General features: G+C 67.3%; 21 protein-coding genes and 2 pseudogenes. 13 read left to right on the top strand and 10 right to left on the bottom strand.

The genetic code is table 11. The features are described 5' to 3' along the window. Positions 1-20: 20 nt before the first annotated feature. Positions 21-971 (top strand): 4-hydroxy-3-methylbut-2-enyl diphosphate reductase, encoded by a 951-nt coding sequence (gene ispH / locus PW843_23910; GenBank protein ID MDE1149609.1) that lies wholly within the window; start codon positions 21-23, stop codon positions 969-971. Positions 972-1171: 200 nt separating this feature from the next. Continuing rightward, a complete protein-coding gene (locus tag PW843_23905) occupies positions 1172-1840 on the top strand; it encodes a class I SAM-dependent methyltransferase (GenBank protein ID MDE1149608.1) in 669 nt (222 codons plus the stop codon). Positions 1841-2000: 160 nt separating this feature from the next. Here PW843_23905 and PW843_23900 read toward each other — a convergent pair whose 3' ends face one another. The 3 genes from PW843_23900 to PW843_23890 all read right to left on the bottom strand — a co-directional run bounded on the left by PW843_23900 (position 2001) and on the right by PW843_23890 (position 3277). After that, positions 2001-2273 (bottom strand): PspC domain-containing protein, encoded by a 273-nt coding sequence (locus PW843_23900; GenBank protein ID MDE1149607.1) that lies wholly within the window; start codon positions 2271-2273, stop codon positions 2001-2003. A gap of 71 nt (positions 2274-2344) precedes the next feature. Beyond that, positions 2345-3016 (bottom strand): PspA/IM30 family protein, encoded by a 672-nt coding sequence (locus tag PW843_23895; protein MDE1149606.1) that lies wholly within the window; start codon positions 3014-3016, stop codon positions 2345-2347. 51 nt (positions 3017-3067) lie between these two features. Next, the gene (locus PW843_23890; protein MDE1149605.1) at positions 3068-3277 is read right to left on the bottom strand and encodes a hypothetical protein; all 210 of its coding nucleotides are present in this window, start codon (positions 3275-3277) and stop codon (positions 3068-3070) included. Between the two features lie 234 nt (positions 3278-3511). Here PW843_23890 and PW843_23885 point away from each other — a divergent pair, with 234 nt between their 5' ends. Then, on the top strand, positions 3512-4531 hold the full coding sequence (locus tag PW843_23885) for a homoserine kinase (protein MDE1149604.1): 1020 nt from the start codon (positions 3512-3514) through the stop codon (positions 4529-4531). Next, positions 4528-4989 (top strand): ribonuclease HI, encoded by a 462-nt coding sequence (gene rnhA, locus PW843_23880; GenBank protein MDE1149603.1) that lies wholly within the window; start codon positions 4528-4530, stop codon positions 4987-4989. The genes PW843_23885 and rnhA overlap by 4 nt, the downstream gene beginning before the upstream one ends. Before the next feature lie 153 nt (positions 4990-5142). On the opposite strand, the gene PW843_23875 is transcribed toward rnhA, so the two are convergent. Further along, complete coding sequence (locus PW843_23875) at positions 5143-6339, bottom strand: phosphoglycerate kinase (GenBank protein ID MDE1149602.1); 1197 nt, start codon at positions 6337-6339, stop codon at positions 5143-5145. 154 nt (positions 6340-6493) lie between these two features. Here PW843_23875 and PW843_23870 point away from each other — a divergent pair, with 154 nt between their 5' ends. The 3 genes from PW843_23870 to PW843_23860 all read left to right on the top strand — a co-directional run bounded on the left by PW843_23870 (position 6494) and on the right by PW843_23860 (position 9688). After that, entirely contained in the window at positions 6494-7078 is a 585-nt protein-coding gene (locus PW843_23870; GenBank protein ID MDE1149601.1) for a hypothetical protein, read from the top strand. 269 nt (positions 7079-7347) lie between these two features. Then, positions 7348-9009, top strand: coding sequence for a CHAD domain-containing protein (locus tag PW843_23865; GenBank protein MDE1149600.1), 1662 nt, complete (start codon positions 7348-7350; stop codon positions 9007-9009). Positions 9010-9055: 46 nt separating this feature from the next. Further along, entirely contained in the window at positions 9056-9688 is a 633-nt protein-coding gene (locus PW843_23860) for a ParA family protein (GenBank protein ID MDE1149599.1), read from the top strand. Between the two features lie 59 nt (positions 9689-9747). Here the strand turns inward: PW843_23860 and PW843_23855 are convergent, their stop codons facing one another. Then, entirely contained in the window at positions 9748-10386 is a 639-nt protein-coding gene (locus PW843_23855; protein MDE1149598.1) for a hypothetical protein, read from the bottom strand. A 175-nt stretch (positions 10387-10561) separates the two neighbouring features. Beyond that, positions 10562-12427, bottom strand: a complete 1866-nt coding sequence (locus tag PW843_23850; GenBank protein ID MDE1149597.1) for a di-heme-cytochrome C peroxidase — start codon at positions 12425-12427, stop codon at positions 10562-10564. A gap of 323 nt (positions 12428-12750) precedes the next feature. Between PW843_23850 and PW843_23845 the strand changes: the two genes are divergently transcribed. Continuing rightward, on the top strand, positions 12751-13512 hold the full coding sequence (locus PW843_23845) for an SDR family NAD(P)-dependent oxidoreductase (protein ID MDE1149596.1): 762 nt from the start codon (positions 12751-12753) through the stop codon (positions 13510-13512). 243 nt (positions 13513-13755) lie between these two features. Here PW843_23845 and PW843_23840 read toward each other — a convergent pair whose 3' ends face one another. Then, on the bottom strand, positions 13756-14238 hold the full coding sequence (locus tag PW843_23840) for a peroxiredoxin (GenBank protein ID MDE1149595.1): 483 nt from the start codon (positions 14236-14238) through the stop codon (positions 13756-13758). A gap of 433 nt (positions 14239-14671) precedes the next feature. On the opposite strand from PW843_23840, the gene PW843_23835 reads away from it, so the two are divergent. From PW843_23835 to PW843_23815, 5 genes and pseudogenes are all read left to right on the top strand, one after another. Then, positions 14672-15244, top strand: a complete 573-nt coding sequence (locus PW843_23835) for a YqgE/AlgH family protein (protein ID MDE1149594.1) — start codon at positions 14672-14674, stop codon at positions 15242-15244. Between the two features lie 245 nt (positions 15245-15489). Beyond that, positions 15490-16197, top strand: a pseudogene (locus tag PW843_23830) (DUF3108 domain-containing protein). 349 nt (positions 16198-16546) lie between these two features. Continuing rightward, positions 16547-16936 (top strand): NUDIX hydrolase, encoded by a 390-nt coding sequence (locus tag PW843_23825; protein ID MDE1149593.1) that lies wholly within the window; start codon positions 16547-16549, stop codon positions 16934-16936. A 326-nt stretch (positions 16937-17262) separates the two neighbouring features. Further along, the gene (locus PW843_23820; protein MDE1149592.1) at positions 17263-22785 is read left to right on the top strand and encodes an autotransporter domain-containing protein; all 5523 of its coding nucleotides are present in this window, start codon (positions 17263-17265) and stop codon (positions 22783-22785) included. A 187-nt stretch (positions 22786-22972) separates the two neighbouring features. After that, positions 22973-23473, top strand: a complete 501-nt coding sequence (locus tag PW843_23815) for a DUF2199 domain-containing protein (GenBank protein ID MDE1149591.1) — start codon at positions 22973-22975, stop codon at positions 23471-23473. Positions 23474-23483: 10 nt separating this feature from the next. On the opposite strand, the gene PW843_23810 is transcribed toward PW843_23815, so the two are convergent. The 3 genes and pseudogenes from PW843_23810 to thrC form a co-directional block, all read right to left on the bottom strand. Further along, positions 23484-24074: a GNAT family protein gene (locus PW843_23810; GenBank protein MDE1149590.1), complete on the bottom strand. Its 591-nt coding sequence runs from the start codon at positions 24072-24074 to the stop codon at positions 23484-23486. A 59-nt stretch (positions 24075-24133) separates the two neighbouring features. Then, positions 24134-25406: pseudogene (locus PW843_23805) on the bottom strand (pitrilysin family protein). Further along, positions 25403-26815 (bottom strand): threonine synthase, encoded by a 1413-nt coding sequence (gene thrC, locus PW843_23800; GenBank protein MDE1149589.1) that lies wholly within the window; start codon positions 26813-26815, stop codon positions 25403-25405. Before thrC ends, PW843_23805 begins: the two are co-directional and overlap by 4 nt. Positions 26816-26987 lie beyond the last annotated feature (172 nt).

Below are 26987 nucleotides of genomic sequence, written 5' to 3'. Positions count from 1 at the left end.
AACGAGTAGACCTGACCGCCATGACCAAGCCCACGCTCAATATCCTCCTGGCCTCGCCGCGCGGTTTCTGCGCCGGCGTGGACCGCGCCATCCAGATCGTGGAGGTGGCGTTGCAGCGGTATGGCGCGCCCGTCTATGTCCGGCATGAGATCGTGCACAACCGCTACGTCGTGCAGGGCCTGGAAGCCAAGGGCGCCATCTTCGTGGAAGAACTGGACGAGGTGCCGGACGGCCGCCCTGTCGTCTTCTCCGCCCACGGCGTGCCCAAGTCGGTCCCGGCCGAGGCGGAGAACCGGCACCTGATGTATGTCGATGCCACCTGCCCCCTGGTGTCCAAGGTCCACCGTGAGGCGGAGCGTCATCACGCCGACGGTCGCCAGATCATCTTGATCGGCCATGCCGGCCATCCGGAGGTGGTGGGCACCATGGGCCAACTGCCGGCGGGTGCCGTGATCCTGGTGGAATCGGAAGAGGATGTGCGCACGGTCGAGGTGGGCGATCCCCTGAACCTGGCCTTCGTCACCCAGACCACCCTGTCGGTGGACGACACGGTGCAGATCGTGGCCGCCCTGAAGGCGCGTTTCCCCGCCATCGCCGGCCCGCGCAAGGAAGACATCTGCTACGCCACCACCAACCGCCAGACGGCGGTGAAGGCCATCGCCGAGAAGGCGGACGCCATCCTGGTGCTGGGGGCGCCCAACAGCTCCAACTCCATGCGCCTGGTGGAAGTGGCGGCCAAGCACGGCTGCACCAATTCCATGCTGGTGCAGCGCGCCACCCAGATCGACTGGTCCATGATGGACAACGTCAAGGTCCTGGGCATCACCGCCGGCGCCTCGGCCCCCGACATCCTGGTGCAGGAGGTCATCGAGGCCTGCCGCGAGCGCTACGACATCCAGATCGAGGAAGTGCAGACGGCGGTGGAGAACATCACCTTCAAGCTGCCCCGCGGCCTGGCGGCGGCGGAGTAAGGGCATGCCAAGCGCCAGCGGGCCATCGGCCCCTGGCACACGGCGCCGTCATGTAAGCGCTTGGCAACCAACCCGGACTATCTTCCATTCCGCCAGAGCCATTTCGCGAGGGGAAATGCCGCCTTCGTGGCCAATTTTCCCTCTGCGAGACCAAGAACCTATGATAGCTTTCAATCGGACGATTATCATAAGGTTGCGCCATGACAGCAGCTTTTGAACATTTCCTTTATCCGAACATACCGACAACGAACTGGCAGATGTTGCCGTCTGAGCGTATGGCGCTAACGGGATTGCTGGCCCGGTTGCGCCCCAAAGTGGCGCTTGAAATCGGAATTTTTTACGGCGGCAGCCTCAATCTGATTTCTCAGTTCGCGGAACAGGTTTGGGCGCTGGACATCGACCCCCAGGTCACTGAACGCTTTGCCAGGCCGGCCAATGTCGACATCCGCATCGGCGATTCCAACACGATGCTGGCATCCATGCTGGCGGAACTGGACGGCCAGGGCCTGACCCCCGATTTCGTCCTGCTGGACGCCGACCATTCCACCGAGGGCGTGTTGCGCGACCTTAAGGTGCTTTTGACCATCCGGCCGCGGGCACCGATGGTCATCCTGATGCATGACAGCGGCAATCCGGCCTGTCGCCAAGGCATGTCGTCCGCGCCGTGGGCGTCGAACCCCTATGTCCACGACCTGGATCTGGACTTCGTGCCCGGCCAGATGGTCGCGGGCGGCGCCCCTGGCAAGTATGAGGTATGGGGCGGCTTCGGGCTCGCCTACCTTCGTCCGGAACCACGGACGAACGACCTGACCATCCGGACGACCGGGCTGGCCACCATCCTCGAACTGCATCGCGCCACTGCCGCCTGACACCGGCGGGTCGGCCAGACCGACCTGCCGGCCCCACCCGAGGATGCCGGCCCCCGCCGCCTGCCCCAAGCCCGTCGCGCTGAAATGAGCGCGGGTCGCCAGGGTGGCGGTCGGGGGCCGGCCGGGACGGTTCCCCGCGAACCGTCCGATCAGGCACCGCTTACCAGCGGTAGCGATAGGACGTGCGGCTGACGTAGACATCCTCGCGGTCGGCGTACTGGCTGTCCAGCACCAGGGCCAGCGCGGCGTAGACCAGCAGGGTGGTCCCTGCGAAGAAGAACAGGCTGAGCACGGTCAGGACACGCACGAGGGTGACGGGCAGGCCGGCGTAGCGGGCCAGGCCGGCGCAGACGCCGAACAGGACGGCGCGACCCGGGTCCTTGGTCAGCTTGTTGCGGCGCATGGTGGCCGAAATACGATCAAAGCTCCTCATGATCCCCTCCACTGTTCAAAGGTGGACCGCAGGTCGAAGATGGGCGCGGTCCGTTGTTCCGAAAGCTCAAATCAGACTGGGTTGCGGCCGGCCACGCGGGCCTTCAGCGCTTCCAGTTCCGCCGTCACCTTGTCGTCGGCCAGGGCATCGATCTCGGCGGCCAGGCCGCGCGGCTGCCGGCCCAGTTCCAGGGCCTCGGCCTCGCTTTCCAGCATGTCGATGTCGCGCTGCAGGCTGCCGTAGTGGGACAGCGCCTCATCCAGGCGGGTGTCGTGGATCTGGCTGCGCAGGCGCAGGCGATTGGTGGCGCTGCGATGACGGGCCAGCAGGGTGCCCTGGCGGGTCCGCGCGTCGGCCAGCTTGGCCTCCAGCCGGCCGACATCGTCGGCGCCCTTGGCCAGCAGGTCGGTGATGGCCTGGATTTCGCGGCGGATGGGATCGGCGGCATCGGCCAGGCGGGCCTTGGCCACCAGGGCGCCCCGGGCCAGATCCTCGCGGCCCTTGGTCACCGCCAGCTCGGCCTTGCGGTCCCACTCCAGCAACTCGAACTCCACGTCACGGTAGCGGGCCTCCAGCTCCTTGCGCCGCGCCATGGACCGCACGGCTTCGGCGCGCACCTCGACCAGCGTGTCCTCCATCTCCTGGATGACCAGGCCGATCAGCCGTTCCGGATCCTCGGCACGATCCAGCATGGCGTTCAGGTTGGCATCGATGATGTCGCCGAGGCGGGAAAACAGTCCCATGGCAGGCGTCCTTAAAGGCGGTGGCGCGAAGGCGGTGTGAACAGGCGATGCTTAGAACAGGCTGACGATGGCGACGGCGAACAGTGCGGCGGCCAGCAGCACCGGCAGGTCGCGCAGGTTGGGCATCAGGCCCTTGGGCGAAAAGCCGGCCTGGGCGGCGTTGAAGCTGCGGCCGGTGCTCATGGTCATGTCGGTCATTTCAATCTCCGTCAGGAAAGTCGTTTGTCTCGGGGGCCGGTCGCCGGTGGCGGTGTCGGCCATGTCCCCTTAAAAGCAACCGCCGTGCCAGTTTCCGACGCCCGCACTAACGCATTGATTTTCCTTATTAAGATTTCTGATGCTCGTCGCGACGGGCAATTGCCATGGGCGTTTTAGCGATTAAGTGGCGAAACACACCACGCGACATCGGACGTACGACGGCGGTTCGAAAAAAGCGGGCATCGCCCAGCCGGCCAGCCATTGACCCGCGCCGGATTTCCCGCTACCTCGCAGGGCATGGCCGTCTATACCGAAGTCACCGATGAGGATTTGCACGCGTTCGTCGCCGATTACGCGATCGGCGCGGTGATCTCGTGCAAGGGCATCGCCGAAGGGGTGGAGAATTCCAACTACCTGCTGGTGACGACCCAGGGCCCCTATATCCTGACCCTGTATGAAAAGCGGGTGAACCCGGCGGACCTGCCCTTTTTCCTGGGCCTGATGCGCCACCTGGCGGCGGGCGGCATCGTCTGCCCCCAGCCGGTGCCGGGCCGCGATGGCGAGGCGCTGCGCACCCTGGCTGGCCGGCCGGCGGTCATCGTCACCTTCCTGACCGGCATGTGGCCGCGCCGCATCCTGCCGGAGCATTGCGCCGGCCTCGGCACCGCCCTGGCGCGCCTGCACCTGGCCGGTGCTGATTATGACGTGCCCCGCCCCAACACCCTGTCGCTGGACGGCTGGCGCACCCTGGTGGAGGCCACGCGCGACGGCGCCGACGGCGTGAAGCCGGGGCTGAAGGCCGTGCTGGCGGATGAGCTGGCGGCCTTGTCGGCGCTGTGGCCCGGCCGCGACGGCCGCCCCGCCCTGCCCCAGGGCATCATCCATGCCGACCTGTTCCCGGATAACGTCTTCTTCCGCGACGGCGCCCTGTCTGGCCTGATCGACTTCTATTTCGCCTGCACCGACATGCTGGCCTACGACCTGGCCATCTGCCTGAACGCCTGGTGCTTCGAGCCCGACGGCGCCTTCAACGTCACCAAGTCGCGCCTGCTGCTGACCAGCTACGCCCGGGTGCGGCCGCTGACGGAAGCGGAAGCGGCGGCCCTGCCCCTGCTGGCGCGCGGCAGCGCCCTGCGTTTCCTGCTGACACGGCTGTATGACTGGGTCAACACGCCGGCCGGCGCCATGGTGAAACGCAAGGACCCGCTGGAATATTTGCACAAGCTGCGCTTCCATCAGCAGGCCCGCAGCCTGGCCGACTACGGCCTGTCCCCATCCGACCTCTGTTCCACCCCCGCACAGGAAACCCATCCGTGAGCGACGTCGCCAAGCCCGCCAGTTCGCGCGTCGAGATCTTCACCGACGGTGCTTGCAGCGGCAACCCCGGCCCCGGCGGCTGGGGCGCCATCCTGCGCTGGAACGGCACGGAAAAGGAAATGAAGGGCGGGGAGCCCGACACCACCAACAACCGCATGGAATTGATGGCCGCCATCCGCGCGCTGGAAAACCTGAAGCGGCCGGTCAGGGTGGATCTGCACACCGACAGCCAGTACCTGCGCGACGGCATCACCAAATGGATCCACGGCTGGCGCGCCCGGGGCTGGCTGACCGCCGACAAGAAGCCGGTGAAGAACGTGGATCTGTGGCAGCGTCTGTCCGACCAGGCCGACCGGCACGAGGTGGTGTTCCACTGGGTGCGCGGCCACAACGGCCACCCCGAGAACGAACGCGCCGACCAGCTGGCCCGCGAGGGCCTCGCAGAGGCGCGGAAGTAGTTTCGTTCGCCCTCAAGCGCCGGGCGCCGCCATCCGGCGGCTTGGGCTATCCTCACTTTTCAGTCCGCTGACGCTCCCCGAAAAGTTCCGGCGGGCCCGGTCGGGCCCTACAGCGGCACGGGTTGCCCCATGCCGCTGCTGGTCCTCATGTAATCAGACCGCCACTTCTAGCGCCTTCACGCCGGGCAGTTCCTTGCCTTCCAGCCATTCCAGGAAGGCACCGCCGGCGGTGGAGATGTAGCTGAACGAGTCGGCCACGCCGGCATGCTCCAATGCCGCCACCGTGTCGCCGCCGCCGGCGACCGACAGCACCGTGCCGGCCTTGGTCAGGTCGGCCACGATCCTGGCCACCGCGTTGGTGGCGGCGTCGAACGGCTCGATCTCGAAGGCGCCCATTGGGCCGTTCCACACCACGGTCTTGGCGCCGGCCAGGGCCTCGCCATAGTAGGCGACGGTGGCGGGGCCGGCATCCAGGATCATCTCATCCGCCGCGATGTCGCCGGGGGCGGCGATGCGCGACGGGGCGTGGGCCTTGAACTGCTTGGCCACCGCCCCGTCCTTGGGCAGCAGGATCCGGCAGCCGCCGGCTTCGGCGCGGGCCATGATGGCGCGGGCCTGGTCGGCCATGTCCTTTTCCGCCAGCGAGGCGCCGACGTCCACGCCCTGGGCGAACAGGAAGGTGTTGGCCATGCCGCCGCCCAGCGCCAGGATGTCGACCTTGCCCACCAGGTTCAGCAGCAGGTCCAGCTTGGTGGAGATCTTCGCACCACCGACCACGGCGGCCACCGGGCGCTGCGGCTGGCCCAGCGCCTTGGCCAGGGCCACCAGTTCGGCCTGCATCAGGCGGCCGGCGGCGGCGGGCAGCAGGCGGGCCAGCGCCTCGGTCGAGGCGTGGGCACGGTGGGCGGCAGAGAAGGCGTCGTTGACGTAGAGGTCGCCCAGCTTGGCCAGTTCGGCGGCGAAGGCGGGGTCGTTCTTTTCCTCACCGGCGTGGAAGCGCAGGTTTTCCAGCACCAGCACCTGACCCTTTTCCAGGACGCGGATGGCGTCCTGCGCCGGCTTGCCGATGCAATCGCTGGCGAAGGCCACCGGTGCGCCCAGGGCCTTGGACAGGGCCGGCACCACCTGGCGCAGGGAGTTCTTCTCGTCCGGGCCGTTCTTGGGACGGCCGAAGTGCGACAGCACCACCACCTTGGCGCCCTTGGCCGCCAGTTCCTTCAGCGTGGGCACCAGGCGGTCCAGGCGGGTGGTGTCGGACACCTGCCCATCCTGCACCGGGACGTTGAGGTCGGCGCGGACCAGCACGGTGCGGCTGGATGCTGCGATGTCGTCTAGGGTCTTGAAGGTCATGGTGTTGGTTCCCGGCCCTTGGATTGCTTGGTGGAAGGCGAAAAGACCGGGCCCAAGGAAGCATAGGCGGGACGGTGTTGCAACCGGACAGCGCCCCCCGCTACACCCATGTGATGATCGATGCGGCCCAAGCGCCGCCGATGGGGGTAACGCTGTGATTTATTATGGTCTGTTCCTGCTGCTGCTGGTCCTGCTGACCTTGGCCCTGGTGCGCCGGGGCCTGCTGGAGGGCCGCGTGCTGGCGGCGGGCCTGCTGGTCCTGCCCGGCGTCACCGCCATGGAGGAATGGGCCGGCCACGATCTGGGTGCCGTGGGCCTGGCCGGTGGGCACCTGGGGCCCGTCACCGCCCTGCTGCTGCTGGGCGCCCTGGTGGAGGAGGCCGGGCGCTATCTGCTGCTGTCGCTCAGCCATCGCGACACCCGCGCGGCCATCAGCGCCGGATACGCGTGGGCGGCCTGGGAACTGGGTGTCGCGGTATGGGCGCTGGCGCGCGGCGTGCTGCCGTTGTGTGCGGCGGGCAATCCGCACTGCCTGGCCCTGGGCCTGCCGCCGCTGCTGGCGCTGGGCGCCGTGCTGATCGCCCGCTCCGTCCCCAGCCTGCTGCACGTGGCGCTGTCCTTCGGCCAACTGTGGGCCGTGCGCGCCAGCAATTCCGGCGCCCGCACCCTGTGGTTCCTGGGCACCGTGGCCGTCCACCTGGCCTTCAACATCCTGATCCTGCGCCATGGTCGGCTTTAGCCGTCCCTCATGCGCCGGGCGCCGACAGACGGAGCGAAGCGACAAGCCCGCGACCGCGGGCGCCGGAGATTTACGGGGAGCCGAAGGCGGACTGGAAATCGAGGATGAAGCCAGCGGGCGGATGCCCGCGCCCGCCGCTTGAGGGCATCTTCATGCAACCCGTCAAAAGTCTTTAACCTTTACCCATATTGTCGGCAGCCGGGGCGTCCTATAGCGTTGACGGGCTTGGGGTGGCCGCCGCCCCCGCGCCAGCCGGACACCCCGACCTCATGCCTGAATCCCCGTCGCTGCCCATCGCCCCCGCCGCCCCGCCAGCGGACGGGACGACCGTGCCCGAACAGCCGCATCCGCCGCAGGAGATCGAGCTGAAGCTGACGGCCTCGCCGGATGGCCTGGCCCGGCTGAAGGCGGCCCCGCTGCTGGCGGGCGCCCGCGCCGTCACCACGACGCTGCTGAACACCTATTTCGATACGCCGGACGGGGCCTTGCGCGCCCGGGGCGTCAGCCTGCGCCTGCGCCACAAGGGGGCGAAGGTGCTGCAAACCCTGAAAGGCCCGGCGGCGGCGCGCGGCATGGCGCTGGCCCGGTCGGAGTGGGAGATACCGGCGCCCGACGGCCATCTGGTGCCCCAGGCCTTCACCGATGCGGGCGCCCTGGCCTTGCTGGACGGCGTCGATCTGCGCAGCCTGGCCCCCGTCTTCAGCAATGAGGTCAAGCGCTGGACCCGCGCCGTGCCGGTGAGTGCCGGCATGGTGGTGGAGGTGGCGATCGACCAGGGCGTCACCCGCACCGCCGACGGCCGGGAAGAAGCCATCGCCGAACTGGAACTGGAACTGATCATCGGCCAGGACCGGCGGGTGCTGTACGACCTGGCGCTGGCCCTGCACCGCGTGTCCCCCCTGCGTGTGGAACTGCGCACCAAGGCGGACCGCGGCTATGCCCTGGCCGACGGCGTTCCCCAAGCGCCCCAGGCCGTCAAGGCGGCACCGCTTGAGCTGAAACCCGAGGACACGGTCGAAGGCGCGCTGGTCAGCGTGGCCCGCGCCTGCCTGCAACACATGGCGGCGAACGAGGCCGCCGTACTGGCCGGCGACGCGGTGGGCGTGCACCAGATGCGGGTGGCGGTGCGGCGCCTGCGCTCCGCCCTCAGCCTGTTCCGCGCCATCCTGCCCCCGGCGCAGGGCGACAGCCTGAAGGCGGCGCTGAAGGGCCTGGCCGACAGCGTGGGCCCCGCCCGCGCCTGGGATGTGTTCCTGGAGGAATTGCTGGCACCGGCGGCCCAGGCCCTGCCGGAACAGGAAAGCCTGGCCGACCTGGCCGCCGCCGCCCAGGGTGCCCGTGCCCGCGGGCATGCCGCCGCGCGCGCCGCCGTCTCCGGCCCCGGTTACACCGAACTGCTGCTGACCCTGGGGCGCTGGGTGGATGGGCGCTGCTGGCGCGACGAGGCCCCGGCGGAGCGGCTGGCCTGGCTGGCGCAACCGCTGCTGCCCTTCGCCGACGCCGTGCTCACCCGCCACCGCCACCGTGCCGCCAAGCGTGGCCGCCATTTCGCCCGGCTGGACGCGCCCGCCCGGCATGGCGTGCGCATCGCCCTGAAAAAGCTGCGCTACGCCGTCGATTTCTTCCGGGGCCTGTACGGCCAGAAGGGCGTGCGCCGCTATCTGGACCGCCTGTCCACGCTTCAGGACGCGCTGGGCCACCTGAACGACGTCGCCACCATGGACGGGCTGATCCGCGACCTGCGCGCCGACCTGGCCCCCACGCGCTGGGCCGGGCATGAAGCATGGGAGATGGGCGCCGGCCTGGTGCTGGGCTGGCACGCCGCCCTGATGATCGCGGGGGAGGAGACGCTGTGCCAGGCGGTGGTGGACTTCCTGGACGCCGAGCCCTTCTGGGACCCGGCCGACCATTGGCCGCACCCGCCCGTCTGAAAGTCGCGTAGAAGAATAATCGCGTAAGCCTTAAGGAACCTGCCTCATGCTTTCCATCCTCGTGGCCAACATCAAGGGCGGTGTCGGCAAGACCACCGTCGCCACCCACCTGGCCGCCGCCTTCGCCGCCACGGGCAAACAGACGGTGCTGGCCGATGTCGACCGGCAGAAGTCGTCGCTGGGTTGGCTGGCCCGCCGCCCGGTGACGGCGCCGGTCATCGCGGCCTTGGACTGGACCAAGGAGATCGGCGACGTGCCCAAGGGCACCGATGTGCTGGTGATCGACGCACCGGCCGCCCTGAAGGCCAAGGAAGTGGAACAGCTGGTGCGCGAGGCCGACGTGGTGGTCCTGCCCCTGCTGCCGGGCGCCTTTGATGAGCAGGCGACCGAACGCTTCCTGAAAAAGCTGGATGAGCTGAAGCCCATCCGCAAAAGCCGCAAGGCCGTGGCGGTGGTGGGCAACCGCGTGCGCGCCCGCACCCGCGCCGCCGACCGGCTGGACGCCTTCCTGGGCACGGTGGGCCACCGCGTGGTGACCCGCCTGCGCGACAGCCAGGCCTACCCCGACGCAGCCGCCGCCGGCCTGACCCTGTTCGACCAGAAGGCCAAGCGCCTGGCCGATCTGCGCCAGGACTGGGCCCCCCTGATCGCCTTCATCGAGGATCCGGCCGGCACCTGAAGCCTGACGGCCCTGGCGCCCGGATGCCAGGCGTCGGGGTGCGCAAACACCCCGTTCCGTTATTTATTGCGGTCAGCCAGGACATAGACCACCTGTGACCTGACAGTGCTTTTCTCCAGCCAGGGATTGAATATCTGGCCCAACCCTTGGATCGGCGGCTTATACGCCGTGGTTCCCTGGTTGCAGGAAGCCGTGCTGCCGGTATAGCCCAAGCCATAGGTGCCACCCCCTTCCGCCTTCACCTTGCACGGATGGTCCTTCGACCACTGGGTGTACAGCCAACCGGCATTGTCGGTTCCAAACTCTATGATCGCGCCCGGATCGGCGCTGGTCAGATACTTCTGCACATACGAGTATTGCGGCGCGATTCCCACATAGGAATTTTGCTGCCAGGCCACGCTGTTGGAACCGCCGGCAACGAAGGTATTGGCCTCCGCAGAGGACATGCCGCGATACCAGTACATGGCGTTTTCCGCCTCGGCATCCTTGTATATTCCCCTGGTGCTGGTCAGCCGCATGATGTTCACGGTCGTGTTCTTGGTATCGAGGACCAACAAGCCTTTGTCGTAAAGCGCCACCATCTTGGGCATTCCATTGGCATTCAGGGTTGCCCTGATTTGCTCAGGCGTCATGTCCACCGCCCCGGCCAAGCTCGGCAGGACGACAAGGCCAAAAACCAGCATCAACTTTTTGATCATGGGGAACCTCCGCCCAGGATGGATCGAAGCGGGGGAGCCCCGCTTGCCGAGACGCCACTCCGGAGAGTACCGCCTGCATGCCGCCGCACCACCTTATATAGGTTGTGTCGGTATTGCATGAATCTACTATTAATATATTCCCCTCAAAAATACAACCAGAAGGCGCGCTTTCGCCCTAATAAACACTCCGCCACAGTTCGTCCTTGGTGGTCAGGATCTTCAGGAACTCCAGGATGTCCCACAGCTGGCCATCGGTCAGCTCGCTGCCGTCGGCGCGGCGGTAGTCGTCGTGGCCGCGGTTGCAGTTGCCGGGCAGGCGCGTGTCGTAGGGCCAGGTGCCGGGCGCGCCCACCGTACTGACATACCCCACCTCCACCGGATCGAACTCGCGGTCGCCGATGGCGAAGACTGTGGGCCGGGCTGAGGACTTCAGCACCCCCCACAGCGTCGGCACCGACCCGTTGTGCAAGTAAGGACCGGTGGCCCAGATGCCGAACAGGGGGCGCGCCTCGTAGATCGGGGGTGCCTGGTCGCCGGCGGCCCCGTCACTGGTGACGCAGGACGTCTTGTGGGCCGGCGGGGCGCCGGCCGGCACGGTCCTGAAGGTCGGGCCGATGGCCTGTTCCACCTCGCTGACGTCACCCGTCTTCTGGCTGACGGCCAGCTTGATGAGGCTGAGCGGCGTCAGGCCCAGATTGGCGAAGTCGTCATGGTTCAGGCTACCGCCCTTCTGGTGCAGCAGGCCGTCGACGATGCCGCCGATGACACCGTTGGTCAGCACGCTGACCGCCAGCGCCCGGCCGGGCATGTCGGCCACGGAAACCCCGCCGTCATCGTCGAACGCCAGCGACCGCATGCCGGCAAGGGGGCCCGAATCGACCACGCGCATGGCGTTGCGATAGGCTGCGGGGTCGGTATCCGTCGGCGTCTGGTCCAGGACCGGCCATACATCCTGGCTCAACGCCGCCCGGGTCATGTGATGGCAACCGGCGCAGACCTCATTGAACAGCTGCCGCCCCGCTTCCGCCCTGGCCGGGTTGGTGGGACCGAAGACGGTGACGGGCCAGGCCGGCGGCTGCAGTTGCGTGATGGCCCATTCCAGCTTCATCAGGCCGGGAACACTGATGGAGGTGTCATAGAAGGGGATGTGGCGAAAAACCTTGGAGGCCAGGCGGCGGGTGCCACCGGGGCAGCTGTCGCCGGCGATGGTCTTGCCCGCCACGCAGATGTCCAGGGCGCCGAACACGCCCAGCACCTCACCCGCGTTGCGGGCCAGGGCCTTGATGTAGTTGCCGCCCGGCGCCGACATGTTCCACTGCACCGCGTCCTGCTGGTGCGCGTTCCACAGGAAAGGATAGCTGACCGGGGCATGCGCCGGCGCCACGTTGCCGGGCACCTGGAAGTACAGCCCGGTCAGGCGATTGAAGATCATGCTGAAGGCGTCCAGTCGGCCGGGTCCCCAGGATTGGCCGCCCAGGGCGGCGGCATAGAAGCCGTTCCAGGCGGTGGCGTAGGCCGACAGGCTGGACTTCAGCGCGGCGGCATCGCCGCCGACGCGGGCGGCGAAGCGGGCAAACTTGCGCGGATCATTGGCGGTTTCGGCCAGGGCGGCCGACAGCTCCACCAGGAAACCCTGGAAATCGGTATCCGCCGGGCCGCCGTCGATGCGCAGCACCGTGCCCTTGTAGGTGATCTGCCCGGTATGGCAGGCGGCACAGGTCATGCCGACGTAGGTGGGCCCGGTGCCCCTGTCCAGGGCGAACCCCACCGGGAGGCCGCCGGGGTTTTCCGGTGACACCTCATTGGACAGATAACGGAAGCGCGCCAGCCGGTCGGCGGCGAACAGCTCGGTCGATCCCGGCCGCTCCAGCGCCGTGAACCAACTGTACAGCATCAACTGGGAGCCCTGACTGGTGGTGTAGAAGCCCTGGCGCACCGACTGCGGCCAGTTCTGCTCCAGCACATGGACGGGGGGCGACGTGGCCGTCTGCGCCATGCCGCCGCCGGCACACCCCAACATCCCCAGCAAGGCGGCCGCCATCCGCCACCGCCTCTTGGCCCCGCGCATCGCTTTTCCCCCCGACCCGTCCGCGACCGATACACCCCAAATACATAATGCTTCAGGAGGATTACAACCGCGCGTCAAATCCGCTTCCCACCGATTCCCGGGCCGTTAGCCAGCCGCCATGCGACGTTAGACACGGGGAGGCATGCGGGGTGCGCCCTGGACTCCGGAAGCCATCCTTGCCAGAAAGGCGGGAACGTCGGGCGGCGCCCCCGGCGCGCCATGAATACCCTGGCCGTCAAGTATTTGTGATGCCTGAGTATTTCGCGCCTGAACATTTGAAAAACGGGAGAGAAGCAATGCAGGTTCAAGGTGTAGCCGCCATCATCACCGGCGGCGGTTCCGGCCTGGGTGCCGCCACCGCCCGCCGCCTGGCGGCAGAGGGTGCCAAGGTCGCCCTGCTGGACGTGAATGTGGCCGCGGCCGAAGCCGTGGCAGCGGAAATCGGCGGTTTGGCGCTTAGCTGCGACGTCACCAGCGCCGACAGCGCCGCCGCCGCCATCGCCAAGGCGCGCGAAGCGCACGGCCCCGCCCGCATCGCCGTGAACTGCGCCGGTGTCGCCACCGCCGGCCGCGTGCTGGGCCGCGAGGGCCCGCTGGACCTGGACGCCTTCCGCAAGGTCATCGAGATCAACCTGATCGGCAGCTTCAACATCCTGCGCCTGGCGGCGGCGGACATGAGCCCCCTGGACGCGCTGGAGGATGGCGAGCGCGGGGTGATCATCAACACCGCCTCGGTCGCGGCCTTCGACGGCCAGGTGGGCCAGGCGGCCTATAGCGCCTCCAAGGGCGCCATCCACGCCATGGCCCTGCCCATCGCGCGCGAACTGGCCCGTTTCGGCATCCGCGTCATGACCATCGCCCCCGGCATCTTCTGGACGCCCATGGTGGCCGGCTTCACGCAGGAGGTGCAGGACAGCCTGGCGGCCTCCATCCCCTTCCCCAAGCGTCTGGGCAAGCCCGAGGAATACGCCGACCTGGCCCTGACCATCTGCCGCAACGTCATGCTGAACGGCGAGACCATCCGCCTGGACGGTGCGGTGCGCATGAACGCCAAGTAATACCAGCGGCACGAGTGCCGCTGTAGGACGCGACCGCGTCCGCCGGAAGTTTCTGGGGAACAAAGTGGACCAGAAACTGAGGAAGCCAAGCGACCGGATGGGCGCGCCCGGCGCTTGAGGGGCGGCATTTGAGCGGTCACGTTCAAATGCCGCGCGTATAAGCGGGTAAGCGGGACCGGTTTAAGAAAAAGGCCTGGGTGCGATGAACCGCGCCCAGGCCTTTCGCATTTCCGGAGGGAAGGATCAGAGGTTCTTCAGCACGGCCTCGGCGCTGGACACCTCGAACGCGCCCGGCTTTTCCACGTCCACGCGGGTGACCACGCCGTCCTCCACCACCAGGGCGAAACGCTGGCTGCGTTGGCCCAGATTGTAGGCGGTGCCATCCATGACCAGGCCCAGGTCGCGGGCCAGCGTGCCGTTGCCATCGGGCAGCATGAAAATCTTGTCGCCCACGTCGTTGGCCTTGGCCCAGGCCTGCATCACGAACGGGTCGTTGACCGACAGGCAGACGATGGTCTCCACCCCCTTGGCCTTGAAGGCATCGATGTTCTGCAGGAAGCCCGGCAGATGCTTGGCCGAGCAGGTGGGCGTGAAGGCGCCGGGCACGGCGAACAGCACGGCCTTCCGGCCCTTGAACAGGGCGTCGGTGCTGGTCTCCTGCATGCCGGCATCGGTCAGGTGCTTCACCGTGACGCTGGGGAAATTGTCGCCAACCTGGATGGTCATGGTCCTGAACTCCCGAGTGTGTGGGCTCGCGTTGATGCAGCCTATTAGAGCGGAACGCGATCAGGTGGAATCACCTGATCGTGTAAATCCGCTCTATCATGAACAGCTTAAGAGCAAGATGCGATCACGCGTGATCGCATCTTGCTCTAACGAATGGGACCCGCTGGTTCTAGGCGCGGCCCCACCGCCAGGCAAGGGAAACGGACGGAAACTCGGGGCGTGCGCCTGTGAAAACAAGATGACCGGAATCGGGATGGCCTTGGGGGCGACGCGGCGGGACGACCGTGCTAGGCTTGACCGGACAGCCGATCCGCGGCCGGGCGCGCCCAGAGTTTTCCCCTGGTGCGTTCGTCGGCCGGGAACGATGGCCCCCCGACCATGGTTAGTCTCATGGCTTAGCAGGGACTGTTAGCGACAAGGGAAGGCGCCGCCGATGAAGGACACCACCATCCGACGTTTCCTGACCGGGCAGTTGCTGGTCGCGATGCCGTCCATGCCGGACGAGCGTTTCGCCCGTACCGTCATCTATGTCTGCGTCCACAACGACGACGGCGCCATGGGGCTGGTGGTCAACCGCCTGTTCGACGGCATCGACGCCGGTGGCCTGCTGGAACAGCTGGGCATCGACGGCGGCGATCCGGGCGACCGGCTGCGCGTGCATTTCGGCGGCCCGGTGGAACCCGGGCGCGGCTTCGTCCTGCACAGCACCGATTATCAGCGCGAAGGCACCATGCGGGTGGAGGATGAGGTGGCGCTGACCGCCACCGTCGACATCCTGCGCGCCATCACCGAGGGGCGCGGCCCCCGCCAGTGCCTGCTGGCCCTGGGCTATGCGGGGTGGAGTGCGGGCCAGCTGGACCAGGAGATGCAAGCCAACGGCTGGCTGCACGTGCCGGCCGACGCCACCCTGCTGTTCGACGGCGACATGGAAACCAAGTGGGAACGGGCCATCGCCAAGCTGGGCGTCAGCCTGCCCATGCTGTCGGCCGAAGTGGGCCATGCCTGAGATGGGGCGCGCCTGAGGCCGCCTTATGCCCGCCATCTTCAAACCGGAGACTGGCGGCATGATCCTTTCCGCTTTCCGCACGCGGCTTGCCGCCTTGACCCTGTTCGCCGGCGGCCTGTTGGCAAGTGCGGCCCAGGCGCAGCAAGCGGCCGCCCAGCATTTGCGCCTGGGCTACGACGTCTATGTCGGCGGACTGAAGCTGGGCCGCATGACGCTGGAGACGGGAAACGTCGGCGGACGGCTACGACGTCAAGGTGGCGGCGGAGGCGGGCGACCTGGTGGCCAAGCTGATCAAATGGTCCTACGCCGCCGAGGCGGACGGCCGCTTCGGCGGGGTCAACGGCATCAGTCCCCGCCGTTTCCACAGCCAGCGCACCCTGCGCGACCGGACCTGGGACGCGACGCTGGACTATGCCCCGCCGTTCGGGACGGCCGACAGCCCGGTGACCTACACCCAGACCCCGCCGCCCTCGGCCGATGACGCCAACGTCGTGCCGGCGGACCAGCGGCGCGGCACCCTGGACCTGCTGAGCGCCGCCACCGCCATCAGCCGCCATGCGGAAGGGGGCGCCTGCGCCGACCGCCTGCCGGTCTACGACGGTCGCCGCCGCTTTGAACTGGTGATGGAAAACCGGCCCGGCCGCCATATCGAGAAATCGGACTACACCGTGTTCCAGGGCGACGCCATCGGCTGCCGGGTGTCCATCCTGCCGGTAGCGGGTTTCCAGCCGGCCAACCGCAACAGCCAGAACTTCTGGACGGCGGCGGCGGACGGCAAGCCGCGCGGCTTCGATCTCTGGGTGGGCCGACCGGTGCCGGGCGGCCCCCTGGTGCCGGTGCGGCTGGAGGCGGACGAATTGTTCTTCACCCATGTCCTGGGCCACCTGGCGCAGGTCGAGGTGCTGCCGCCCACGACATCCGCGCCGGGGGCCGGATCGGGGCCGACACGCTGAGTCGTGGCGGGAAATTCCCAATCGGCGGTACCCAGCACGCGGCTGTCCGGCTGGTCAGGATAGACCGCCGCGCCAAAGCGCCATGTCCCGCCGGCCCAATGACTTATTTTAGTCTTAGATGGCCGAAAACGTTTACTGGTTGGCAATCGTTCAGGGATTATAACAGGCATGGGGTCGATGATGTGCCGGCTGAACCGGTGCTTGCCCGTATCCCTTTATCCATTCCGTCCCAACCCCCGACACGCCAAGGTCCACCCCCCTGTCCCAAGCCGCCCCAACCCCCGTTTCCGGTCCGCCCCCCCTGTCGTGCGAGGCCACGGAACGGCAGTACGCCGCGATCCCCATCCGCGTGCACGATGGGCAGCTGCAGGTGATGCTGATCACCTCGCGGGAGACGCGGCGCTGGGTGGTGCCCAAGGGCTGGCCGGAAAAGAAGCTGCGCCCCCGGGGCGTGGCCGCGAACGAGGCGTTCGAGGAAGCGGGCCTGGTCGGCACCATCCACAAGAAGCCCATCGGCACCTTCCATTATTACAAGGTGCTGGCGTCCGGCAAACGCGTGCCCTGCGCGGTGGACGCCTTCCTGTTCGAGGTGGAGCAGGAATTGGAAGACTGGCCGGAAAAGGGCCAGCGCGAACGCCGCTGGGTCAGCCCGTCGGAAGCGGCGCTGATGGTGGCCGAGGGCGGCCTGGTCGGCATCCTGCTGTCGCTGGCCGGCATGATGGACCGCGCCGAATCCTGACCGCGTCACTACGGTTGTAGGAACCCTTCGCCGCGAGCGGTGTTTCGCACCGCAAGAAGTACCTCTATTTGCATTAATCAGATTAACACCGCGACAAGATGCGCTATTGTTCCGCGCCCGGCATCCGCCGGATTGGGGTTGGAACAAGCATGCATCTTTCCAGTGCGCGTCCCATGGCCGTGGCGGGCCTGGCATCGCCACCTCGGCCCTTCCGGCCGTCGTCGGCCATCCCCACCCCCTGACATTTCCGAATGCCCCAAGAACGGCCGCGTCGCCCGCGACCGCCGATATTCCCTGCCAAACACATATTCCCGGAGCGATATTGAATGTCCAAGATTACCCGCAAGCGTGGTGCGAACGTCCTGCTGATCAGCGCCTCCGTCCTGGCGCTCGCCGCATCATGGCAGCAGGCCAAGGCGGAGACCGCCGTCACGGGAGCTTCCGGCCCGATAACCATCACCTCCGGCAACCTGAGCAACAGCGGGACGATCAGTGGCCCCAGCGTCGCCATCGACGCCTCAGGCAACCTGGGCACGGTTATTAACGCCGGCCTGGTTGTGAACACAACTTCAACGCTGGGCTATCTGTCCGGCACGGCCGTGAGTCTGCATTATGATACCCTCGCGGGAACGCCTGCCTCTGTTACGACGCTACGCAATGACGCGGGCGCCACGATCAAGGGTGGTTTCACCGGTGTGAAATTGGTCGGGGCCACCATCGGTACTTTGGCGAATAGCGGCCTGATCACCACCTTCAATTCCTACCAGAGCGGAGGCATCACCGGCGCCATCGCCACCCTTTCAGGCCTAACCCTGGCCTCAGCCATCGGCCTGCTAACCAATGCGACGGATGCCACGATCAGCGGCTACTCCGGCATCAACTTGGCCGGGGGATCGATCGGCACACTGGTCAATTCCGGCCTGATTCAGGGGAACGGCGGCTACGGTGTCAATGTCGGCGTTGGAACCCTGACCACTTACGCGCCGCCGTTCGCGCCTGGAACATTGGGTACGCTGGTCAATAATGCCGGCGCCACCATCTCCGGCGGCGTGAACCTGGTGGGCGCCTCCGTCGGCACGATCGTCAACAACGGCGTTATCAGCGGTGCCATAAATGTCGGATCTTATTTCAATTACGACCTATCCGGTTCTGTTCAGTCCTTCGTTTCCATCGTTCCCACCCTCGGCACACTGATCAATGGTGTCGGCGCCACGATTGCCGGCCTGTTGCTGAACGGAACAACCCAGACCATCGACAACGCTGGCGTCATCGGCGGTCAACCCAATTACTTGGGGATTAGCGCCAGCGGCACCATCATTTCCCTGACCAATGAGGCCACCGGCACTATCACGGGGGGGTCGAGGGGCTTCGTCCTGTCCGGCGCCATCGGCACACTGCACAATAGCGGAATGATCCTTTCCACCGGTTCCGGTTATGGCCCGGCGGTTAGTATCGCGGGCAGCGTATACTACGACACCACCCTCGCCGCCTATCAGGGCTCGCCCAGCAATGTGGGCACGTTCACGAATGATGCTGGCGCCACCATTTCCGGCCAATACGGCGGGGTGGTCCTGGATACCGTCAATATTGAAACGCTGACCAACAATGGCGTGATCAAGGCCACTTCGGGCGCCGGCTTCTCACTGTTGGCCGGCAATACCAGCGCGGGCGATTTCGGCGGGACGATGGGCGCGCTGCTGAACGGCGCGGGTGCCACCATCAGCGGCGGGTATACCGGTGTTCTGGTCTATGGCTCCACCATCGGCACGCTGGTGAACAGCGGGCTGATCAAGGCGGGCGACGCATACGCGTCGGGAATCTCCATCAATGCCGGCACCGGGGTGACCACCGCCTACACCCCGGGCCTCATCGCCAGCCTGGACAACGCCCAGGGCGCGACCATCGCCGGCAGTGTCGCCATTGCCATCAATGGCGGCACCATCGGCAGCCTGCAGAACGACGGCCTGATCGTCGCGACCGGATCTTCCGCGGGAATTTCCATCGCGGCCAGCTACGGCTCATCCCAGGGCGTCATCAACACGCTGGTGAACGGCGTTACCGGCACGATCAGCGGCCAAACCGGCATACTCCTGGCGAGTGGGACGCTGTCCACCTTGGTGAACAACGGCCTGATCACGGGTTCGCTGAGCGCGATCGAAGGAGAAAACTACAACCCGTACGGCGGCACCCTTACCCCCAGCATCGGCCAGATCATCAACGCCGGAACCTTGAGCGCCACGGGTTTGGCAACGTTGACCAACTACGGCACGGCGGTCCGCCTGAACGACGTCGATGTCGGCACGATCACCAACAGCGGCCTGATCACGGGCGCTGAGGCCCTTTATGTCGAGAGCTGGTCGGTGGGCACCTCCGTCGCCGGCACCGTGGGCCTGATCGATAACTTGGCGGGCGCCTCCATCGTCGGCACGGGCGCCGCCGCCGTGGATATCGACGGGACCGTCGACACCCTGCGGAACAATGGCCTGATCACGGACGAAAGCACGACCTCGACCCTGGCCTCGGCGATCGCGGTAAGCGGGGCCTTGGGTACGCTGCTCAACCTGACGTCCGGCACCATCTCCGGTCCGGGCAGCGCCGTCGCCATCGGCGGCACCGTCGGCATTCTGAGCAATGATGGCGTGCTGGAGGGCGGCTTGGCCGCCGTGCGCGTCGGAAGTTCCACGATCAGTTCGTCCACCACATATGGTGCCTATAGCTATGCCGCGGCCGGCAGCATCGGTACCCTGAGCAACAGCGGCACCCTCACCGGCGGCGTGCATGGCATTCAGAGCAGCGGCGAGATCGACGTCCTCAGCAACAGCGGCACGATCAGCGGCGACACCGGCGCCGGCATCGCGAATATCGGAAGCGTGGTCGGCCACACGTCCTCGATTTCCTCTCCCTGGGAGATCAGCACCCAGACCTCGACGACTGGCGGCGGCACCGTCGGCACGCTGAACAACAGCGGCGTTATCTCCGGCGGCCAGGATGGCATCCTTAACGGGGCCGCATCCGTCGATAACACGACCGTCACCTCGCAGGCGTTTTACTGGAGTGGATACGCCTACTCCATCACCACGGTGGTCGGCACCACCGGCCCCATCGGTGGCACCATCGGCACGCTGATCAACGCCGGCACCATCCTGGGCGTGGCCGGGGCCGGCATCGACAACGGCGCGTCCAACGCCGTGATCGGCACCCTGGTGAACAGCGGCCTCATCCAGGGCGGGCAAACCGGCATCATCAACGCCGGCACCATCGGCGCGCTGACCAACAGCGGCACCATCACCGGCGCCGTGGCGGCCATCCGCAACACCGACACCGGTGCGTTGCCCGCCATCGTCAACACCGGTGTCATCGCCGGCGACATCATCAATACCTCGGCCCACGACCTGGCCGTCACCGGCGGCACGGGCACGGTGTTCGGCACCCTGACCGGTGTCGGCGGCAGCCAGGGCAACCTGGTCAACACCGCCAGCAACGTCAGCATCTCCGGCAATGTGGTGCTGAACGACACCGTCAACGTGGCCGGTCATACCCTGGTCAACAGCGGTGGTGACCTGGTGGTGAACGGGGCCGTCTCCATCACCGGCAACTACAGCCAGTCCAGCGGCACGCTGGCGGTGCTGGCATCCGCCGGCACCAGCAGTGGCCTGGTGGTCAGCGGTACCGCCAGCATCAGCAACAGCACCGTCCTGCTGACCGGCGGATCGGATTACAGCCTGGTCAGTAACAGCAGCTATACCCTGGTATCCGCGGGCGATGCCACGTCCAGCTACAGCGGTCTGACCGTCCTGGCGACGGGCTACACCACTAACGTCACCACCGCGGTGGTGGACGGCATGACCGACCTGATCGTCCGCATCGGTGGCAGCAGCCTGTCGGCCGGCGGCACCGCCACCATCTCCAGCGGCGCCGGCGTGCTGGACCAGATGACGGGTGGTGAACTGAGCGTCACCGGCGGCACGCCCACGGTGGGCACCATCAGCGGCGGCACGGTGACCCTGACCGGCGGGTCCGCCACCCTGGGCACCATCAGCGGCGGCACCATTGTCCAGGGGACCGGCTCCACCATCGCCGGTAGCCAAGCGATACAGGTCATCGGTGGCACCCTGAACCTGGGCGGCACCATCACCGCACCCCTGGCCGTCAACGGCGGCCTGACCGCCATCAACGGTGTCGCCGGCGGTGACATCACCGTGGGTTCGGGCGGCACCCTGCGCGGCACCGGCCTGGTGACGGGTTCGGCCACGGTGTCGGGCATCCTGGCGCCCGGCAACTCGCCCGGCACCCTGACCTTCACCAAGACGCTGACCCAGGGGGCCGGCTCCACCCTGTCGATTGACATCGACGGCACGGGCACGGGCGCTGGTGCGGGCAACTACTCCCGCGTCCTGGTGACGGGCGGCAGCTACGTCATCGGTTCGGGGGCCACGCTGCAAGCCAAGCTGCGCGGCATCACCGGCAACGCCTCCAACACCTACACCCCCAGCCTGGGCACCGACTTCACCGTCGTCCAGGCGGCCGGTGGCGTGTCGGGCAGCTTCGCCAGCATCACCCAGCCGGCGGCCGGCCTGTTGGCGGGCACGCAGTTCAGTGCCGTGTACACCAGCAACGCCGTCGACCTGTACGTGACGCCGACCTTTGCCAAGCTGACCGGCGCCAGCGCCAACCAGCAGGCGGTGGGCCGGGTGGTGTCGGGCCTCAACGGGTCCGGCAACAGCGATTTGGGCACGGTGCTGAAGGCGCTGTACAGCGCGCCCACCATGGGGGCGTCGCTGGACGCGCTGTCGCAGATCGGCGGCTCAAGCCAGGCCAACATCGTCGCCTACAGCCTGACGCGCGGCTTGCAGGCGACCCAGGTGCTGGGCCAGCGCCTGGCGGCGGTGCGCGACGGCATGTCGGGGTCCATGCAGGGCACGATGCAGGCCGAACTGGTGGGCCGCACCCTCTACACCGCCGTCAGCAACGGCGATGGCGGGGCGCCGGTGCAGCAGGAGCGTGGTGCCTCGGCCGGGTCGGCACTGCCGGAGGACGGCTGGCACTTCTGGGCGCAGGGCCTGGGGGCGTTCAACCGGGTGGACAGCGACGGCAATGCCGGCGGCGGCCACAGCAACACCGGCGGCGGCCTGTTCGGCGGCGACCGGGCCATGGCGCCGGGCGTGACGGTGGGCCTGGCCGGCAGCCTGCTGCAAAGCACCTCCGGCGGGTCGAACGAGACCGCCAGCTACGGCCTGTCGGCCTATGGCAACGTCGATTTGGGTGACGGGCTGTTCGTCACCGGCAACGCCGGCTACACCTACGACCAGTACGACACGTCGCGGACGATGAGCTTCGGCGGCCTGACGCGCACGGCGGTGGGCAGCGCCTCGGGTGGTGAGGTCAACGCCGGTGTGTCGGCGGGCTACCGGGTGCGGGTGTCGAACCTGACCCTGGAGCCGCAGGCGGGCCTGCAATGGCTGCGGGTGTCGCGCGACGGCTTCACCGAGACGGGGGCGGGTGCCTTGAACCTGGCGGTGGATGAACTGGACACCACGGCGCTGCAAAGCAGTGTCGGCGGCCGGGCGTCGGCCAACTGGACGACGGAAGGCGGCACGGTGATCACGCCGACGGTGCGGGCGGCGTGGGTGCACGACTTCCGCGACCGCGCCCTGACCAGCGAGGCGTCCTTGCTGGGCAGCGGCTTTGCGGTGACCGGCCCCGAGACGGGCCGCGACGGCCTGGCCATCGGTGGTGGCCTGACCTTGCAGGAGGGGCGCAACCTGAACCTCTACGCCAACTACGACGGCACCCTGCGCCGGGGCGAGACCGACCACGTCTTCACCGCCGGCTTCCGTCTCAGCTGGTAAGGGGGGCTGAAAGCAGCTTTCCGGGAAGCGTCAGCGGACCGGAAAGGGAGGATGAGCCAAAGGCCCGGATGGACCTGCCGGCGTCTGAGGAACACGTAAGCAAAACGGCCCGGCAGGGATACCTGCCGGGCCGTTGGCTTTTGGGGCGCGTGCCGTATGCTAGGCGGGAACGGCGAAGGGAATCGGTATGAGCGAAGCGTTCTTTTGCAGCCTGTGCGGTGAAACCCATGAGGGCCTGCCCACCCAATGGGCCTGGCAGTTGCCCGATGCGGTCCTGGCCATCCCGGCGGATCAGCGGGAAAAAGCGGCCGATTTCACGGAGGACGTCTGCGCCTATGACGGCCGGTTCTTCATCCGTTGCGTCCTGCCCGTCCCCTTCACCCACCGGGACGATTTCTTCGGCTGGGGCGTATGGGCGGAGGTCGGACGGTCGACCTTCCTTCAATACATGGAGCTTTACGAGAAGGACGGTTCCGGCGAACCGCCGCTGCCCGGCACGCTGGCCAACGCCATTGCCGTTCACGGGGGGCCGGTCGGGCATCCCATGCTGATGCAGTTCGGAATCGCGAATGAACGGCCGCGCCTGCGGCTGGCGGACAGGGACATGTCGCAACTGGCGCGGGAACAGCGGGCCGGCATCGACGCCAACCGCCACCATGAAATCCTGAAGACCCTGCGCGTGCTTTGACCGGCGCCCTTTAGCCGCGCCAATCGTCGCGCAGGATGGCGAACAACACATGGTCGGCCCAGCGGCCGTCGATGCGCAGATAGCCGCGGGCATAGCCTTCGCGTACGAAGCCCACCTTTTCCAGCAGGCCCTGGCTGGGCTGGTTGGTGGGCAGGCAGGCGGCCTCCACCCGGTGCAGCCCCAGCTGGCCGAAGGCGAAGCCTAAACTGACCTTCGCCGCCTCGCTGGTGTAGCCCTGGCGGGCATAGGCCTTGCCCACCCAGTACCCCATGGTGCCCATCTGGGCCACGCCGCGCCGCACGTTGGACAGGCCGATGCCGCCCACCAGCCGGTCGCTGGACCGTTCGAAGATCAGGAAGCTGTAGGCCTCGTCATTGCGCCATTCCGCCGCCTGGCGCCGCACCCGGCGCAGGAAGCTGGGGCGCAGCAGGGCATCGGCCGGCCAAGTGGGTTCCCATGGCGCCAGGAAGTCGCGGCTGCGCTCACGCAGTTCCGCCCATTCCCGCCAGTCCTTGACCTGGGCCGGGCGCAGATAGACGTTCTGCCCATCCAGCCGGATGGCAGGCGTGCTCAGGATATCGGCATTGAGCAGCCGTATCACCGCGTCACAGCCCTTTCCCTCCCCCCATCGACCGCCCCTTCAGCATTCCCGAAGGTCTCTCAGTGCCCCAGCCGGGCCCGAATGCGGTCGTACGATTCCAGGCCTTCCAGCGGCCCCAGCGCCGTCACCACCGGCACGCTGTCCAGCAGGCGGCGGGCGCAACGTTCCACGGCGGCCACGTCCACCGCGTTCACCCGCGCCACCATTTCCGCCGTGGGAATGGGCCGGCCGTGGATCAGCATCTGCTGCCCCACCTGTTCACACCGCGCCATGCTGCTTTCCAGGGCCATCACCAGGCTGGACTTCAGCTGGGCACGGGCACGGGCCACTTCTTCCTCGCGGATGGTGCCCACCAGGGCCGCCAGCTCACCACAGACCACCGGCACCAGTTCGGCCACCTGCTCCGGCCCCGTGCCGGCGTAGATGCCGAACAGGCCGGTCTCGGCGAAATGGCTGGCGAAGCTGTAGATGCTGTAGACCAGCCCGCGCTTCTCCCGCACCTCCTGGAACAGGCGGGACGACATGCCCCCGCCCAGCAGGGTGGACAGCACCTGGGTGGCGTAGTTGTCCTCGTGATGGACGCCCACCGCCTCAAAGCCCAGCACGATGTGGGTCTGTTCCAGGTCGCGCTCGTCGCGGAAGTCGCCGCCCTGATAAGTGGCCGTTTCCTGCGTCCAGGCCTGGGGCTTGGGCAGATCGCCGAACATGGCGGTCGCCATCTCCACCATGCGCTCATGCTCGATCCGGCCAGAGGCCGCAACCACCATGGCCTCACCGGAATAATGGCCCTGGACGTAGGCCACCAGCTGGTCGCGGCTCAAATTCTCCACGATCTCCGGCAGGCCCAGCACCGGGCGGCCCAGCGCCTGGCCGGGGAAGGCCGTCGCCTGGAAATTGGTCGAAGATGATGTCGTCAGGCGTGTCCTCGGCCTGGCCGATCTCCTGCAAGACGACGGTGCGTTCCTTGGCCAGTTCGTCGGCGTCCAGGCTGGCGTGCTGCACCATGTCGGACACGATGTCCAAGGCCAGGCCCGCATCCTCCTTCAGCACCTTGCCGTAATAGGCGGTGTGCTCACGCGTGGTGTAGGCGTTCAGGTGGCCGCCCACATCCTCGATCTGGCTGCTGATCTGATAGGCGTCGCGCTTGGGCGTGCCCTTGAACAGCATGTGTTCCACCAGGTGGGCAACACCGTTGACCTCCGGCGTCTCATCCCGGGTGCCGACGCCGACCCAGACGCCCAGCGACACCGTCTCCACCCCCGCCATGCTGTCGGTGACGACCCGCAGGCCGTTGTCCAGGGTGGTGACCTGGATGCCCGTCTCGGCGCTCATACGGTCACCCGCGACTTGGAACGAACAAAAGCCTTCACCGCATCCACATCGTTGGGCAGGACGGTCAGCCGCTCCTCCCGTTCATAAAGGTCCGCCAAGTGGGGGGGCAGCGACGGATGCACACCGGTGGCGGCCTTGACCGCGTCGGGGAACTTGGCCGGATGGGCGCAGGCCAGCGACACCAGCGGCACGTCGGCCGGCACGGTGCATGCTGCCCGCGCCTGGCGGGCGGCATGCACGCCCACCGCGGTGTGCGGGTCTAGCAGGTAACCCGTGGCGGCGAAGGTGCCGCGCATGGTTTCCGCCGTATCATTCTCATCGGCGCGGAAGCCGTCGAACAGGCCGCGCGCCTGGGCCAGCTGCCCCTCATCCACCGTGAAGCGGCCGCTGGCGGCGAAGCCGTCCATCACGCGCGCGACGGCGGCGCCATCGCGGCCCAGCAGATCGAACAGCAGGCGTTCGAAGTTACTGGACACCTGAATGTCCATGCTGGGGCTGATGGTGGGGACCACGCCGTTGGTGGACATGGTGCCGGACTGGAAGAAGCGGGTCAGGATGTCGTTGCTGTTGGTGCCCACCACCAGGCGGTGGATGGGCAGCCCCAGCGCGCGGGCCCCGTAGGCCGCATAGACATTGCCGAAATTGCCGGTGGGGACGGCGAAGGCGATTTCCCGGTCCGGGGCGCCCAGCGCCACGCCGGCCGCCACGTAATAGACCACCTGCGCCAGGATGCGGGCCCAGTTGATGGAATTGACGGCGGAGATGTTCAGCTCATCCCGATAGGCCTGGTCGTTGAACAGGGCCTTCACGATGGCCTGGCAATCGTCGAACGTGCCCTCCAGCGCCACGTTGTGCACGTTGGGCGACAGCACGGTGGTCATCTGCCGGCGCTGCACCTCTGACGTGCGGCCCTTGGGGTGCAGGATGACGATGTCCACCAGCTCACGATCACGGCAGGCCTCGATGGCGGCCGAGCCGGTGTCACCCGACGTGGCACCCACCACGGTGATGCGGCGGCCGCGCTTGGCCAGCACATGGTCGAACAGGCGGCCCAGCAACTGTAGCGCCACATCCTTGAAGGCCAGCGTGGGGCCGTGGAACAGCTCCAGCACCCAATCCTCCTGACCCAGCTGGGTCAGGGGCGTGACGGCGGTGTGGGCGAAGCTGCCGTAGGCGTCATGGACCAGGGCACGCAGTTCATCCTCGGCGATGGCACCGCCCATGAAGGGGGCCATGACACGGGTGGCCAGTTCACCATAACTCAGGCCGCGCAGCGCCTTCAGGGCGGCGGCGTCGAAGGACGGCCAGGCGGCCGGCACATACAGGCCGCCGTCGCGGGCCAACCCCGCCAGAAGCGCATCCTCAAAGCCTAAGACCGGTGCCCGGCCCCGCGTGCTGATGTAATCCACCCTAGGCATCCCTTCATGACCCAAGCCGCTACAGTAGCGAGTGCGCGCAAGGTCCCGCAAGTGGGCCAAACCCCTGGGGCCGCATGGGTGATTCGCACAGATAGGCCGGATATCGACGCGCGCGTGGAAATGACACTTGGAAAGTCGCGCTGGTTGCGGTGCAATAGGTTGT

Source organism: Azospirillaceae bacterium (assembly GCA_028283825.1).
Taxonomy (GTDB): domain Bacteria; phylum Pseudomonadota; class Alphaproteobacteria; order Azospirillales; family Azospirillaceae; genus Nitrospirillum.
Note: the sequence above shows the minus strand (reverse complement) of the source record. Positions and strands in the feature narration are given on the sequence as shown.